General features: G+C 69.5%; 14 protein-coding genes. 9 read left to right on the top strand and 5 right to left on the bottom strand.

Features of this window, described 5'->3' with window-relative positions:
- Window positions 1-92: 92 nt before the first annotated feature.
- The 3 genes from modA to WS87_RS20225 all read left to right on the top strand — a co-directional run bounded on the left by modA (window position 93) and on the right by WS87_RS20225 (window position 2386).
- Window positions 93-890, top strand: a complete 798-nt coding sequence (gene modA / locus WS87_RS20235; RefSeq protein ID WP_059818760.1) for a molybdate ABC transporter substrate-binding protein — start codon at window positions 93-95, stop codon at window positions 888-890.
- A gap of 10 nt (window positions 891-900) precedes the next feature.
- Window positions 901-1578 (top strand): molybdate ABC transporter permease subunit, encoded by a 678-nt coding sequence (modB, locus tag WS87_RS20230; protein ID WP_059819617.1) that lies wholly within the window; start codon window positions 901-903, stop codon window positions 1576-1578.
- 106 nt (window positions 1579-1684) lie between these two features.
- The gene (locus WS87_RS20225; protein ID WP_059818759.1) at window positions 1685-2386 is read left to right on the top strand and encodes a sulfate/molybdate ABC transporter ATP-binding protein; all 702 of its coding nucleotides are present in this window, start codon (window positions 1685-1687) and stop codon (window positions 2384-2386) included.
- 173 nt (window positions 2387-2559) lie between these two features.
- Here the strand turns inward: WS87_RS20225 and WS87_RS20220 are convergent, their stop codons facing one another.
- The 3 genes from WS87_RS20220 to WS87_RS20210 all read right to left on the bottom strand — a co-directional run bounded on the left by WS87_RS20220 (window position 2560) and on the right by WS87_RS20210 (window position 5605).
- Window positions 2560-3405 (bottom strand): TOBE domain-containing protein, encoded by an 846-nt coding sequence (locus WS87_RS20220; RefSeq protein ID WP_059531524.1) that lies wholly within the window; start codon window positions 3403-3405, stop codon window positions 2560-2562.
- A gap of 48 nt (window positions 3406-3453) precedes the next feature.
- Window positions 3454-5082, bottom strand: a complete 1629-nt coding sequence (locus tag WS87_RS20215; protein WP_059818758.1) for a CHAD domain-containing protein — start codon at window positions 5080-5082, stop codon at window positions 3454-3456.
- Between the two features lie 139 nt (window positions 5083-5221).
- Window positions 5222-5605, bottom strand: a complete 384-nt coding sequence (locus tag WS87_RS20210) for a tautomerase family protein (protein ID WP_059818757.1) — start codon at window positions 5603-5605, stop codon at window positions 5222-5224.
- Between the two features lie 108 nt (window positions 5606-5713).
- Between WS87_RS20210 and WS87_RS20205 the strand changes: the two genes are divergently transcribed.
- The 5 genes from WS87_RS20205 to WS87_RS20185 all read left to right on the top strand — a co-directional run bounded on the left by WS87_RS20205 (window position 5714) and on the right by WS87_RS20185 (window position 10406).
- The gene (locus tag WS87_RS20205) at window positions 5714-6571 is read left to right on the top strand and encodes a LysR family transcriptional regulator (protein WP_059818756.1); all 858 of its coding nucleotides are present in this window, start codon (window positions 5714-5716) and stop codon (window positions 6569-6571) included.
- A 41-nt stretch (window positions 6572-6612) separates the two neighbouring features.
- On the top strand, window positions 6613-7536 hold the full coding sequence (locus WS87_RS20200) for a DMT family transporter (protein WP_059689599.1): 924 nt from the start codon (window positions 6613-6615) through the stop codon (window positions 7534-7536).
- Window positions 7537-7603: 67 nt separating this feature from the next.
- On the top strand, window positions 7604-8383 hold the full coding sequence (locus WS87_RS20195) for a sensor histidine kinase (RefSeq protein WP_059818755.1): 780 nt from the start codon (window positions 7604-7606) through the stop codon (window positions 8381-8383).
- Window positions 8384-8458: 75 nt separating this feature from the next.
- Entirely contained in the window at window positions 8459-9799 is a 1341-nt protein-coding gene (locus WS87_RS20190; RefSeq protein WP_059689595.1) for a hemolysin family protein, read from the top strand.
- A 22-nt stretch (window positions 9800-9821) separates the two neighbouring features.
- Window positions 9822-10406: a thiamine phosphate synthase gene (locus tag WS87_RS20185; RefSeq protein WP_059818754.1), complete on the top strand. Its 585-nt coding sequence runs from the start codon at window positions 9822-9824 to the stop codon at window positions 10404-10406.
- Window positions 10407-10445: 39 nt separating this feature from the next.
- Here the strand turns inward: WS87_RS20185 and WS87_RS20180 are convergent, their stop codons facing one another.
- On the bottom strand, window positions 10446-12095 hold the full coding sequence (locus tag WS87_RS20180) for a DUF3459 domain-containing protein (RefSeq protein WP_059819616.1): 1650 nt from the start codon (window positions 12093-12095) through the stop codon (window positions 10446-10448).
- 302 nt (window positions 12096-12397) lie between these two features.
- Here WS87_RS20180 and WS87_RS20175 point away from each other — a divergent pair, with 302 nt between their 5' ends.
- Window positions 12398-13108 carry a class I SAM-dependent methyltransferase gene (locus WS87_RS20175; RefSeq protein ID WP_059819615.1) on the top strand — a complete coding sequence of 237 codons (711 nt, stop codon included), beginning with the start codon at window positions 12398-12400 and terminating at the stop codon, window positions 13106-13108.
- 54 nt (window positions 13109-13162) lie between these two features.
- On the opposite strand, the gene WS87_RS20170 is transcribed toward WS87_RS20175, so the two are convergent.
- Complete coding sequence (locus WS87_RS20170; protein ID WP_059531549.1) at window positions 13163-13816, bottom strand: DUF1345 domain-containing protein; 654 nt, start codon at window positions 13814-13816, stop codon at window positions 13163-13165.
- Window positions 13817-13944 lie beyond the last annotated feature (128 nt).

The raw sequence follows: 13944 nt of genomic DNA, 5'->3' as shown, positions 1-13944 counted from the left end.
ATGCGCGCCGGCGCATGAACGGTATGTCGAGCGTTATAACCCGCCCTATATTACGATTACGGTTTCAACCATTCCATTCGAACGACCAGACCATGCGCCCAACCGTCCGCCCGTTTCGCCGCACCCTGCTCCGCCTGCTGCCGCTCGCCGCGCTTGCCGCGGGCATCGCGTTCAGCGGGCCGGCTTCCGCTGCCGATGAGCTGGTCGTGTCGGCGGCCGCAAGCCTGACGAATGCGTTCAAGGCCGTCGGCGATGCTTATCAGAAGCAGCATCCGGACACCAAGGTGCTGTTCAACTTCGGCGCGTCGGACGTGCTGATGCAGCAGATCGCCAAGGGCGCGCCGGCCGACGTGTTCGCATCGGCCGACCAGAAGGCGATGGATCGTGCGATCAGCGAAAAAGTCATCGTGCCGGGCACACGCCGCGATTTCGCGGCGAACTCGCTGGTGCTGATCGTGCCGGCCGACAGCCACGCGGCCGCGCCGACGTCGCTGAAAGACCTGACGGCGCCCGGCGTGAAGCGCATCGCGTACGGCGACCCGGCGTCGGTGCCGGTCGGCCGCTACACGGAAGGCGCGCTGCGCGCGGCCGGCGTGTGGGACGCCGTCAGCGCGAAGGGCGTGCTGGCCGCCAACGTGCGCCAGAGCCTCGATTACGTCGCGCGCGGCGAAGTCGACGCGGGCTTCGTGTTCGGCACCGACGCGGCGATCATGCCGGGCCGCGTGAAGGTCGCGCTGACCGTGCCGACGCAGACGGCCATCACCTATCCGATCGCGGTGGTCAAGGACAGCCGCCATGCCGCACAGGCGCAGTCGTTCATCGACTTCGTCGCGTCGCCGCAGGGCCAGGCCGTGCTGGCGACGTTCGGCTTCAAGCCCGCGGGCAAGTGAGCGCAGCATGATGCAGGACGCCTGGGTGCCGCTGCTGTTGTCGCTGAAGGTCGCCGGCTGGGCGACCGCGCTCGACATCGTGCTCGGCGTCACCGCCGCCTTCATGCTCGCGCGCTGGCGCTCGCCGATGCGCGACGTGGTCGATTCGCTGCTGACGCTGCCGCTCGTGCTGCCGCCGACGGTGCTCGGCTATTACCTGCTCGTGCTGCTCGGCCGACGCGGCGTGTTCGGCGCGTGGCTCGACAAGCTCGGCATCGAACTCGTCTTCACGTGGCAGGGCGCGGTGATCGCATCGATGGTCGTCGCGTTTCCGCTGATCCTGAAATCGGCGCGCACGGCGTTCGAAAGCGTCGATCCGCATCTCGAGCGCGCGGCACGCACGCTCGGGCTCGGCGAAGCCGCGGTGTTCTTCCGCGTGACGCTGCCGCTCGCCACGCGCGGCATCCTGGCCGGCGCGCTGCTCGCCTTCGCGCGCGCACTCGGCGAATTCGGCGCGACGCTGATGATCGCCGGCAACCTGCCCGGCCGCACGCAGACGCTGTCGGTCGCGATCTATGCGGCGGTGCAGGCCGGCGACGACAGCACGGCCAACTTCCTCGTGCTGGTGACCTCGATCACCTGCGTGCTCGTGCTGCTCGCGACCGGCTGGCTCGTGCCGTCGCGCGCCGGGCGGAGCCAGCTGACATGACGCGCCGGCCGCCTCCGCATCGCCGCGCCTCACGGGTCGCGGCAGAACGCCTTCCCGTCGCGCAAGCGGCTTCCCGCACGCACGGCGCGGCACGACGGAGGCCCGCATGAGCGTTGCCGTCGACATCCGCAAGACCTACGTGAACGCGGAGCGCCGCTTCACGCTCGACGTGTCGTTTACGGCCGCCACGCAGCGCGTCGTGCTGTTCGGGCCGTCCGGCGCGGGCAAGAGCATGACGCTGCAGGCGATCGCCGGCCTGCTGTCGCCCGACGAAGGCACGATCGCGCTGAACGGCGAACCGCTGTTCGATTCCGCGCGCGGCATCGACGTGCCGACCCGTGCGCGCCGCGTCGCGTATCTGTTCCAGGACTATGCGCTGTTTCCGCACCTTAACGTGCGCCAGAACATCGCGTTCGGGCTCACGTCGGGCCTGCGCAACCCGCGTGCGAAGACGGTGCCGCCTGAAGTCGCGTACTGGCTGCAGGCGTTCGAACTCGACACGCTCGCCGGGCAATTCCCGTCGCAGTTGTCGGGCGGACAGAAGCAGCGCGTCGCGCTTGCCCGCGCGCTGGTCGCGCAGCCGCGCATCCTGCTGCTCGACGAGCCGTTCGCGGCGCTCGACGGCGCGATGCGCCAGCGCATGCGCCACGAGCTCGCCGAACTGCAGGCGCGGCTCGATATCCCAATGGTGCTCATCACGCACGATCCCGACGACGTCGCCGCGTTCGGCGACCAGGTCGTGCAATTGAGCGAAGGACGCGTGCAGGCCACCACGCCGCACGCCGAGTGGCCGACGCGCGTCACCTGATCGCGCGAAGGCGGTGGCCCGAGCGGCCACGTTCGACCTGAGAGAAGCCGCATTGGCGGCACAAGCTGAAAACGGGATCGAAGCCGGCGCGTCGCGTACGTTGGGCGGCGCCGGTTTCGCGTCCTCCGCCCAAGGTCATCGCCGGAAACGGCTCACACCGCCGTCGCGCGCGATCAGCCCGTCACCGCGAGAATCACGCTCGATGCCTTGAACAGCGCGATCGCACGCCGGCCGGCGTCGAGCTGCAACGCCCCGACGCTGTCGTTCGTGACCACGGCCGTGAGCGTCCCGCCGCCGTCGAGCGCCAGCGTCACCTCGCTGTTCACCGCGCCCGCCGCGACGGCGTCGACCGTCCCGCGCAACTGGTTGCGTGCGGATACCTTCAGAGACGCTTCGGCGCCGCCTTCGTCGTCAACCGCCAGCACGACCCACGACGCCTTCACGAGCGCGCACGCATCCGCGCCCGGCTGCAGGCCGAGCGCGTCGGCGCTTTCGTGCGTGAGCACCGCGACGATCACCTGCCCGCCGGGCAGCACGAGCGTCACCTCGTCGTTTACCGTGCCGCGCACGATCGATTCGACCTTCCCGAACAACTGGTTGCGCGCGCTCGTCTTCATCCCGATCCGGCCGATCAGCGCCCAGTCGACGTCGAAACCGGACACCGCCGCGCTCGCGGCGTCGATGAAGCGGCGATGCTCGCGCTCGATCGTGCGGAACGCGGCGATCAGCGAGGTCGCGCGCGGCGTCAGCGTCGTGCCGCCGCCGCCCTTGCCGCCCGTCGCGCGCGTCACGAGCGGCTCGCCGGCCAGGTTGTTCATCGTATCGATCGCATCCCACGCGGCCTTGTAGCTAAGCCCGACGGCCTTCGCCGCGCGCGTGATCGATCCGGTGTCGCCGATCGCCGCGAGCAGCGCGATGCGGGTGGCGCCGCCGAGCGTCTGCCCGCCCGCGCGCAGCCACAGTTCGCCGCCCAGTTCGAGCGGTCCGGCGGAAGAGGAAGGAGGCGACGCGTCGCTCATCGGTCTGTCTGAAGAAAACGGGTGGCCATTATAGTGAGCGCGCGAGGCTCAGCGCGGCTTGCCATCCAGCTTCGGCGGACGCAGGCTCGCGAGCAGCGTCTCGGCGTCCCTCGCCGCGCGTTGCTCGAGCGCGGCACCGTAGCCGCGCACGAAACCCAGCTGGTAAGCGGGCGCCGCCAGTTGCTCGAGATGATGCAGCGCGACGATCGTGTCGTTCGCCTCGCCGAGCACGCTTTGCACGCGCGCGAGCGTCTTGACCGTCTCGTTGCGCGTGCGGCGCGAGGCCAGCGACGCGAAGAATTCGAGCGCATAGCGCAGCCGCTTCGCGTCGATCCGCACCTGATGCCGCGCGGCCGTGTCGAGCGACGTGAGCGACGGCGACGCATACAGGTGACCGAACAGCCGCCGCACGCGCTTGGTTGCATGCCGCCGCAGCGACGGTGTGTCGTCCGCATCGGTCGGCGGCAGCGCGAGCCCGCACAGCCACTCGAGCCAGCCGAGCGTCAGTCGCGCATAGCGCGCCGAATGCAGCGCCTGGCGCAGTTCGACGCGCGCGGTCAGCGCCTGTACGCGCGCGGCGTCGAGCGTGCCGTCCCAGTCCGCGCTGCCGCCGTCGGCAGCGATCAGCGCGGGCAGGCTCTCGGTCGAGAACACGTCCCAGTCGCGCACTGTGCCGAGCAGGGCCGCAAGCCAGCGCAAGTCGACGCCGAACGTGTTCTGCCATTGATCGTCCGCGAAACGCGGGAAGAAGCGCATCAGCGTACGCAGCCGTCGCAGCGCGACGCGCATCTGGTGCACGAATTCGGGATCGTCGCGGTCGAGCACGCCGCGCTCGTTGCCGAGCCATTGCGCGGCGATGTCGCCCGACAGCGCGAACAGCGCGGCCCGCTGCGTGCGGATGCCGGTGAGGTCGACGAGTTGCGCCTTGACCGGCCCGGCGACGGCAGGCTCGCCCGCGCACGCGCGATCGATCACGCTGGTCAGCTGCACGAACGCGGGCCATGCGCCGCTGAGCTCGCGCGCGGCGGCAAACAGCGCGCGAAGCGCGGCCGTGCGTGCGGCGGCGGTTTCCCAGTCGGGCGCCGCGAGGCGCAACTCGACATGGCGGCGCGGCGGCTCGGCGCCGCCGTGCAGCGTGATGTCGTCGAGCGTCATCTCGACCACCACGCCGCTGTCGTCCGCCCAGCGCCCGCGCCGCCGCTCACTGACGAGCCGCGTCGGCGCCGGCGCCGACGATGCGGCGACCGCCGCTTCGTCGACGTGGCCGGGCACGACGCGGTCGCCCTCGCCCGCGGCCTCCGCCGATTCCGTATCGGCAACCGGCCCGGACGCCGGTGCGGCCACGACGACGCCCGCATGCTCGGCATCGAACAACTCCCGCTCCACAACGCCGGGCGCGAATGCCTTCGTGCGTGACGCAACGACCCGCCGCCCCTGCGCGTTCGACTCGATCCACGTCCACCAGCATTCGCCGGGGTTCGGTTCGGCCTCCTCGACCTGGCACGGCTCGATCGTCACGCGCTCCTGGCCGCGCCGCATCCGCACCTGCGGGCAGATCCGCCACGCGCGGACGAGTTCGGCACCGAAGTCGCGCTGCTCGCCACGGGCGCGGCTTCCCGTCTTGACCGGCCAACCTTCCAGCGACAGGCACAACACGATTTCCAGCACACGCGACATGGAGGCTCCTGCACATGAAGAATCGCCGGCGCATCCTTCGCACCGGCGTCGCCCGTGAAGCAGCTTCCATAGTACACGCCGCGAAAACGCGCGGGAAACGATCTGGCCCTGTCGCGCCTGTCGCGTGTCAAACGACGTATCAGACGACGTATTGCGCGATGCCGTTGCCGAACGACCAGTCCTCCTTCAGCACTTCGACGAGACTGATGAATACGTCCTGCGGCCGCACGCCGGGCTGCCGCGCGAGGTTTTCGGCGATGGTCCGGTACAGCGCCTGCTTCTGCTCGAGCGTGCGCGTATTGTTCGCCGTGATCTGGATCATCACGAGATCGTCGCTGCGTTCGATGTCGAGGTAATGGCGGCCGAACACGAAGTTATCGGCCGAATGCTCGGTCACGACCATGAAGATGTCGTCCTCGGGCACGTTGAACGTGTGCATCAGCGCGCGATGCACGCCGTCGACGAGCGCCGCGCGGTAGGCGGCGGGTTTGCCTTCGCGCACTGCGATACGGGTGAACGGCATGGTCTGCTCCTTTCGGTGACGTTGAAAAGTGGAAACGCCACGCCAGATTAGGCGCGCATAACTATAATGAACAGTCATCAATCAATATTTCATTCATTTTCATCTGAAATGAAAGTCCTCGACCTCGATGCGGTGCGCGCGTTCGTGCTGGTCGCCGATCTCGCGAGCTTCACGCGCGCCGCCGACGCGCTCGGCACCACGCAATCGGCCGTCAGCCTGAAGCTGAAACGGCTCGAAGCGCACCTCGGCAAGCCGCTGCTCGCGCGCACGCCGCGCGTCGTCAAGCTGGCCGCTGACGGCGAGAACTTCCTGCCGGCCGCCCGCGCGCTGCTCGACGCGCACGACCAGGCGCTCGGCGCGATTTCGGCCGGCACGCATCGCCTGTCGCTCGGCGTCAGCGAGCACGTTGCGGTGCCCGACCTGCCGGCCGTACTGACGAGCCTGCACCGGCAGGATCCCGGGCTGTCGCTGGAAATGCATCTGGGAATGTCGGCGAGCCTGCTCGCGCAATACGACGAAAGGCGGCTCGACGCGGCGATCGTGCGGCACGAACCGGGCGAGGATCCGCCGCGCGACGACGGCACGCTGCTGTTCACCGAGCCGCTCGCGTGGCTCGCCGCGCCCGACTGGACGCCGCGCGCCGGCGAGCCGCTGCCGCTCGCGGTGCTGGCCGGGCCGTGCGGCGTGCGGGCCGCCGCGCTGCGCGCGCTCGAGCATGCTGGACGCCCGTGGCGCGAGCGCTTTACGGGCGGCGGCGTCGCGGCGGTCACGGCGGCCGCCGCGGCCGGGCTCGCGGTCTGTCCGCTGGCCCGGCGCGTCGCGCCGCGCGCGCTGGTCGACGTCGGCGCGAAATTCGGCTTGCCGCCGCTGCCGCACTCGCAGGTCGTGCTGTATTCGCGCGTGCGCGACGCCCGCGCGGCGGCCGCACTCCGAAGGTTTTCCGACAGCCTTGCAATCTCGGCGTAAACTAGTCGGTTTCGCCGTTCGCAATCTCCCGAAGAATTCCGATGAAGCCCGAAGCCCGCAAGCACCTCCGCGCCAACCTGCTGATGCTCGCCGCCGCCGCGATCTGGGGCTCGGCGTTCGTCGCGCAACGACTGAGCCTCGACGTGATCGGGCCGTTCCTGTTTACGGGGCTGCGTTTCCTGCTCGGCGCACTGGTGCTGATCCCGCTGCTGACGTTCAACGCGGGCTCGCGCGCGCAGCTTGCGGCGATTCGGCGCGAACCGGCGCTCCTCGCGCCGGGCCTCGCGCTCGGCGGGCTGCTCGCCGTGTCGATCTCGCTTCAGCAGTTCGGCCTGCAGTACACACGGGTCGCGAACGCGGGCTTCATCAGCTCGCTGTACGTCGTGATCGTGCCGCTGATGGGCGTGTTCGTCCGCCACCGGATCGGCGCCGGCACGTGGTTCGGCGCGCTGCTCGCGGCGATCGGCCTGTATTTCCTCAGCATCGACGAGCATTTCTCGGTGCTCTACGGCGACTGGTTCCAGCTCGTGGGCGCGGTGATCATCGCCGCGCACGTGATGACCGTCGGCCATTTCGCGAAGCGGCACGATCCGCTCGTGCTCGCGTTCCTGCAGTTCGTCGCGTGCGGCGCGCTGTGCCTCGCGGTCGGCCTCGTGATCGAGCCGGTCAGCGTCGCGATGCTGCGCAGCGCGCTGCCGACGCTGCTGTACGGCGGGCTGCTGTCGGTCGGCGTCGGCTATACGTTGCAGGTCGTCGCGCAGCGCGATGCGGCGCCCGCGCACGCGGCCGTGATCTTCAGCATGGAAGGCGTGTTCGCGGCCATCGCGGGCTGGGCCGCGCTCGGCGAGACGCTGACGCTGCGCGCGCTGGTCGGCTGCGCGCTGATGCTCGCCGGCCTGCTCGCGTGCCAGTTGCTGCCGAACGGCGACGCCCGGAAAAAGGACGAGGACGCGCTGCCGGCGTGACACGCGCGATCCCTATAATGGCGGTTCGCGTGTTTTTCATGCCAACCGCTTCCGACAGGCCAGCTCCGTGACGTCCCATCCCGTCGATCCCGCCGCCGACCTCCTGCGCGAACGCGCAGCGCACTATGCCGCCGAGGCCGCGCTGTTCCTGCGCGACCAGGCGCTGTCCACCGCATCGCACGACCTGCGCAGCCCGTTGAACGCAATGCACAGCTGGGCGTACGTGCTCGAGCGCCAGCTCGCCAGCGCCGACCCGAACCTGCAACGCGCGCTCGCGGGCATCCGCGCGGGGATCGACCAGCAGGTCGCGCTGATCGACGACGTGCTCGACGCGCCGCGCGCGGCAACGCGCACGCTCGCGATCGCCGTGCAGCCGTTCGCGCTGCGCCCGTTGCTCGACGACACGCTCGCACTGGTGCGCTTCGCGCTCGCCGACGCGCGGCAGGTGACCATCGACGCGACGCTGCCCGACGGCGAACCGTCGCTGAGCGCCGATCGCGAACGCATCGCGCAGGCGCTCTGGACGATGCTGACGACGGCCGTCGAAACCAGTGCCGCCGGCAGTCGCGTGACCTTCACATGCACGCGCGACGGCGCGCTGTGCGTCGCGCACGTCACCTGCGACGTGAGCGCCGACGCCCTCGCCGATCCCGCGCTGCCGCACGCATTCGAACCGTTCGCCCGCAGCGAGATGCTGCGCGCGCGCGACGCGAAACGCGTCGCGTGGACGCTCGCGTTGTGCCAGCGTGTCGCGCTCGCGCACGGCGGCACCTTCACCCACACCCCGTTCGCCGACGGCTCCGCCGTCACCCTCTCGCTCTCCGTCCCCTGCGAGGCGCCGGTGTAACCGATCGGCGCCCGAATCATTACATTTCCCTTTCCGGCCCTATACTGATGGGCCTGTCATGACTGGAGCGATTCTTTGTTACAGATCTTCGCGCTCATCGGCGCGTTGTTCCTGGTGGCCCTGAACGGGTTTTTCGTCGCGGCCGAATTCGGCCTCGTCAAACTGCGCGCGACACGCGTCAAGACACTTGCCCGCAAGCACGGCCTGCGCGGCCGCATCCTCGCCGTCGTGCACGGCCGGCTCGACGCGTATCTGTCCGCCTGCCAGCTCGGCATCACGCTCGCGTCGCTCGGCCTCGGCTGGGTCGGCGAGCCGGCGTTCGCGGAACTGATCGGCCCGCTGCTCGACCTGATCGGCGTGCAGTCCGAACGCATCGTGCACCTGATCTCGCTGGTGTTCGCGTTTTCGCTGATCTCGTTCCTGCACATCGTGGTCGGCGAGCTCGCACCGAAATCGATGGCGATCCGCCAGTCGGAAAAGGTCGGCCTGTGGGTCGCGCTGCCGCTCTACGCGTTCTACTGGGCGATGTATCCGGCGATCTGGGTGCTCAACAGCAGCGCGAACGCGGTGCTGAGGCTCGCGGGCCTGTCGGCCGACCACGGCGGCGACGCGCACTACTCGACCGACGAACTGAAGCTGATCCTGCGCAGCCGCCGCAGCGCGGGCAACGCGGCCCAGCCGGCCCGCGGCACGTACACCAACGACGAGTGGAACACGCTCGCGCATTCGCTCGATTTCTCGTCGATGACGGTGTCGGACCTGATGCGGCCGGCACACGAAATGATCGGCCTGCGCCGCGACCTGCCGCTGCCCGACAACATGGAAATCGTTGCGCGGCACCGCTTCAGCCGCTATCCGCTGTTCGAGGATGCGTCGCGCGAACAGGTGAGCGGGCTGATCCACCTGAAGGACCTGCTGCTCGCGCGTCATGCCGGTGCGGCGCTCGAGGATCTGTCCGACTACGTGCGCCCGGTGCAGTACGTGAAGCCCGACATGCCCGCGCTGGAGCTGTTCCGCCGCTTCCGCAAGGGCGCGCCGCACTTCGCGCTGGTCGGCAACAAGGGCGAGAAGCCGATCGGCTTCCTGACGCTCGACAACCTGCTCGGCGCGCTGGTCGGTCAGATCCACGACGAGTTCCGCCAGGGCGATGCGGACTGGAGCCGCCTCGACGACGGCACGCTGATGGGCAAGGGCAGCCTGCCCGTCGTGTCGCTCGAGCAGGCGCTCGGCATCGACATCGACGAAGGGCGCGCGGAATCGGTCGGCGGCCTCGTGATCCAGGCGCTCAGCGATTTGCCGACCGAAGGGCAGCGCGTGTCGTTCGATCGCTTCGACGTCGTCGTGAAGAAGATGAACGGGCCGCGCATCGTGCTGGTGCGCGTCTATCCCAAGATCGCGAAGGAGGCCGACGAATGACGGCCGCCGCTCGCCGCACGCAATGACGCCGACGCTGCCGCGCTACTGCGTGATCACACCGGAGCCGGCGTCCGCGTCGGCCGCCGATTGCCGCGCATTCCTCGACAGGCTGTCGGCCGTGCTCGCACGCGGCGAGACGCTCGTGCAGTTGCGCGTGAAGTCGTTCGATGCGGACGCGTTCGCGCGGCTGGCCGCCGATGCGCTCGCGCGCTGCGACGCGGCCGGCGCGCAACTGATGCTCAACGGTCCGATCGATGCGGCCGGCGTGATGCAGCTCGACGGTGCGGGCTGGCACCTCGACGGCGCCGCCCTGCGCGCCGTCGCGCAACGGCCGCTGCCGGCCGCGCGCCGCATGTCGGCCGCATGCCACGCGGCCGACGATCTCGAGCTGGCCGCGCGCGCGGGCGTGGATTTCGTCACGCTGTCGCCCGTGTTGCCGACGCTCAGCCATCCCGGCGCGCCGACGCTGGGCTGGACGCGATTCGCTGCATTGGCCGCGCAGGCCGCGATGCCGGTCTATGCGCTCGGCGGCATGACACGCGCGCATCTCGACGACGCGCGCCGCCACGGCGCGTATGGCGTCGCGGGCATTCGCGGCTTCTGGTAAGTGTGCGGCCGGGCGCGCCAGCACCCGGCAATTCAAACATCATGCGCCAGGAACGGGACGCACTGCGCGCCGTGCGCTGTCGTCGATCCGGCGCACGTCGTGCGTCAGCGCGTAGCGGTTGACGTCACCCGTCAGCCACGCGACGAGCGAATACGGCGGCAACTCCCCTTCATCGACCCGGTCGCGTGCGCGTGCCGGCGTCTCGAACACGACCTGCCCACTCGGCGCATCGAACGGCACCGCGTCGGGCGACAGGTTCAATGCGATGGTCAGCGTCTCGTCATCGGCGAGCCACCATGATGCGAGCAGCGCATCGGCATCGCCGTCACCGCTCGCCTTCAGCGCATGCGCGTCCTGCGGCCGGCAATCGGTCAGCCGCGGCGCAATCAGCTTCGCGCGCACCGCGAGCGCCGACTGCACGAAATGCGCACGATCGACATCGCGCGCGGTTTCGTCGAAGATCAGCGGGATCTGCGGCGTGAGCAGCGACAGCGCAAGCGCCGCGAGGCCCGGCGTTTGCTCGTGGTCGCCATGCTCGCTCTCGTGCCATGCGCCATCGGACAGCACCAGCGACGTGAGCGACAACCCTTCCGCGCATGGACCGTCGCCCGCCGTGGCCGGCTGGAATGCCGCGCCTGCCGCGGTCAGCGCGCGCGCGAGCGTGTGGATCGACTGGTGAGGCGAAATCCCTTCGTGCGCCGACACGTCGCGCCCCGTCAGCCGATGCAGCGCACGTTCTCCGCAACCGTTCCACTGCGCATCGAAATGCGTATCGGCCAGATGCACCGGATGACGCTCGCTGCCGAGCACGAGATGGATCATCCGGTCGGCCGGCACGGCCGCACGCACGCGGTCAGCGATCTCGCGCAGCCACGACGTGCCGATCCGGTCAGCCTCGCGCAGCCGCAAGCCGTCGCAACGGTATTCGTCGATCCAGTACAGCGCGTTGTCGCAGAAGAAGTCGCACACCTCCGGATGGTCGAGCGCGAGCGGCGGCACCTGCAGCGGATCGTCGCCCGTGTGGAAGAACGGCGCCGCGTAATGACGCAGCGCGTCGGTGCCGCTGCCGAAGCGCGCGTAGTCGAGTTCCAGCAGCACCGCGAGACCGTAGCCGTGCGCATCGTCGATCAGCGCCTTCAGTGCGTCGGGGCCGCCTTCCGCCGCGAGCGGCGCGAACGGCAGGCTGTCGTGCGGCGACGCGAGCAACTCCAGCGCGGTCACGCCGAGACGGGCAAGCTGAGGCAACCGGCGCCGCACGCCGTCGAAGCCGCCCACCGCATGCGGACGAATTGCGTACAGCGCAATGTCTTCCCACGCACGTCCGCGCCAGAACGTGTTGCGCCACGTGAACGCGCGCGGATCGACGACCTCGCTCGGGCCGTTGAGCCCGTCGGGTTGCGAACGCGACGCGGGATCAGGAATCGACGTGACGTCGTCGAGCCGATAACGGTAACGCGCGCCCGCACCGCATTCGACGAACGCTTCGAACCAGTGCGGACCGGCCGCCGTCATCGGAACGAGCGTCGGGCCCATGCCGGTATCGAGTTCGAGCTGGATATGCGTGCTGCCCGGCGCCCACACGCGGAAATGCGTGCGCGGCGACGTGCCGAGCGCGCCGCAGGGCTGCGCGCCGGACGGCAGGCAGTGAATGTAGTGCTGCGCATACGGATCGTGCGGACAATCTGACATCATGCGCTCCTCGTGCGTGCCGAGCGGCATGGCCGCGCGGTCGGCGCGGCGCATCGTGGCCCGGCATGCGACGGCCAGGCAGAGGGGGAGAAAAGTATGCGCCGGTTTCACGGCCGCGATGCATCGAATCCTCACATTTTTAAATGCGAATCGACCCCGCCAATGTTTGCGCGTATCGCGCGCCGAATCGGGTAGTCCGCATACCGGAATGTCCGCTCGCCTTGTTGCGCGGCCGGCCCGCGCTTACGCTCCGTGCGATGCGCGTGGGCGCCCCGTCCGCGCCCGAACCCGAGGAATCCGCCATGTCGCTCCCCGCCAGCGCCGCGAAGTTCGATCCGGCACGCGCGCACGAATACGCCGAACAATCCCGCATCGCGCTCGCCGGCTACGACGCGTGCCACGAGCTCGCCGCTTGCATGCTCGCGTCGGCGATCGATGTGCCGGAGGCGCGGCTCCTCATCGTGGGTGCGGGCGGCACCGGGCAGGAAATCTGCGTACCCGCGACGCTGGAGCCCGGCTGGCAGTTCACGGCCGTCGATCCGTCCGCGCCGATGCTCGCGCTCGCGCGTGCCAACGTCGAAGCGGCGGGTTTCGCCGCCCGCACGCAATTCGTCGAGGCCGGCGTCGACGCGCTGCCCGATGCGCCCGCCTTCGACGGTGCGACGTTGATCGGCGTGCTGCATCACGTCCCCGGCGACGCGGCGAAGGCCGCGCTGCTGGACGCGATCGCGCGCCGTCTGAAGCCCGGGGCGCCGCTCGTGATCGCGGGCAACTATCGCCGCTACGCGGACCACCCTCGCCTGCTCGACGCGTGGCAGCAGCGCTGGCGGATGAAGGGCGCATCGCCCCACGCCGTGCGTGCGCAGCTTGCGAAAATCCTGCAGGGCGCCGACCCGCCGGTTGCCGAGGAAGCCGTGTTCGCGTTGCTGCACGATGCGGGCTTCGATGCGCCGCTGCGCTTTTTCTCGAGCCTGTTCTGGGGGGCGTGGATCGCGGTGCGGCGCGGCGCGTGACAACGCGAAACGCCGTGAAGCGGCGGTCTCCACGAGCCGCTCAAGTCACCCGCGTCAGCTCAACAACCCTGCCGCGACGTTGATCGACAGACCGAGCACGGCCATGTTGAAGTAGAACGACAGGATCGACTGCGCGAGCACCGCGCGCCGAGCGGAGCGGTTCGCGAGCGACACGTCGGCCGTCTGCGACGCGACCGCGAGCGTAAACGCGAAATAGAGGAAATCCCAGTAATCGGGCTCGGGGTTGCGGTCGGGGAACCGCAGTGCGCGATCGCTGCTCGGCGAGCCGTAATAGAGCCGCGCATAGTGCAGCGTGAAGATCGTCGGAATCAGGAACCATGCGCCGAACAGCGTCGCGCCCGTGACCGCGTAATGGCCGAGCCCGGCACGAAAGCCGACGTTCTTCGCGGTGGCGAGTTCGATCGCGATCGCGGCGACGCTCGCGACCGTCGCGATGCAGATGACCGTCAGCACGGTCGTCGCGTTCTCGTCCTCGCGGATCGCGATCTCGCGCACCTGATGATGATGCGCGGTGACCATGCGCACCCACATCAGCACGAGATACAGCCAGATCGTGCAATCCCAGCCGATCAGCGCGCGCGCGGTCGGCCTCAACTGCAACGGCAGCAACACCGCGCAGAGCACGCCCGCGGCGAGGGCGGCGACCATGCGCGGCCGATTGCGTAACACCTGCGGATAAAGCGTCATCGTACGATTCCGAAAGCGGATGGAAAGGATTCGGCCGGCGTGCGAACGGCCCGCTGCGCCGCGCCGGGCGGTACCGCCCCGATTATCGCCATTCCTGCATGACGTTGCGATGGGCGTGAGCGCCTAAG

It is taken from the genome of Burkholderia sp. MSMB0856, assembly GCF_001524645.2.
Taxonomy (GTDB): Bacteria; Pseudomonadota; Gammaproteobacteria; order Burkholderiales; family Burkholderiaceae; genus Burkholderia; species Burkholderia diffusa.
The sequence above is the reverse complement of the archived record's forward strand: the minus strand, read 5'-3'. Positions and strand labels throughout refer to the sequence as shown.

What these genes read in the sequence shown, in the direction of transcription:
- modA (WP_059818760.1), top strand. Translation starts at nt 93, where the DNA reads ATGCGCCCAACCGTCCGCCCGTTTCGCCGCACCCTGCTCCGCCTGCTG.
- modB (WP_059819617.1), top strand. Translation starts at nt 901, where the DNA reads ATGCAGGACGCCTGGGTGCCGCTGCTGTTGTCGCTGAAGGTCGCCGGC.
- WS87_RS20225 (WP_059818759.1), top strand. Translation starts at nt 1,685, where the DNA reads ATGAGCGTTGCCGTCGACATCCGCAAGACCTACGTGAACGCGGAGCGC.
- WS87_RS20220 (WP_059531524.1), bottom strand. Translation starts at nt 3,405, where the DNA reads ATGAGCGACGCGTCGCCTCCTTCCTCTTCCGCCGGACCGCTCGAACTG.
- WS87_RS20215 (WP_059818758.1), bottom strand. Translation starts at nt 5,082, where the DNA reads ATGTCGCGTGTGCTGGAAATCGTGTTGTGCCTGTCGCTGGAAGGTTGG.
- WS87_RS20210 (WP_059818757.1), bottom strand. Translation starts at nt 5,605, where the DNA reads ATGCCGTTCACCCGTATCGCAGTGCGCGAAGGCAAACCCGCCGCCTAC.
- WS87_RS20205 (WP_059818756.1), top strand. Translation starts at nt 5,714, where the DNA reads ATGAAAGTCCTCGACCTCGATGCGGTGCGCGCGTTCGTGCTGGTCGCC.
- WS87_RS20200 (WP_059689599.1), top strand. Translation starts at nt 6,613, where the DNA reads ATGAAGCCCGAAGCCCGCAAGCACCTCCGCGCCAACCTGCTGATGCTC.
- WS87_RS20185 (WP_059818754.1), top strand. Translation starts at nt 9,822, where the DNA reads ATGACGCCGACGCTGCCGCGCTACTGCGTGATCACACCGGAGCCGGCG.
- WS87_RS20180 (WP_059819616.1), bottom strand. Translation starts at nt 12,095, where the DNA reads ATGTCAGATTGTCCGCACGATCCGTATGCGCAGCACTACATTCACTGC.
- WS87_RS20175 (WP_059819615.1), top strand. Translation starts at nt 12,398, where the DNA reads ATGTCGCTCCCCGCCAGCGCCGCGAAGTTCGATCCGGCACGCGCGCAC.
- WS87_RS20170 (WP_059531549.1), bottom strand. Translation starts at nt 13,816, where the DNA reads ATGACGCTTTATCCGCAGGTGTTACGCAATCGGCCGCGCATGGTCGCC.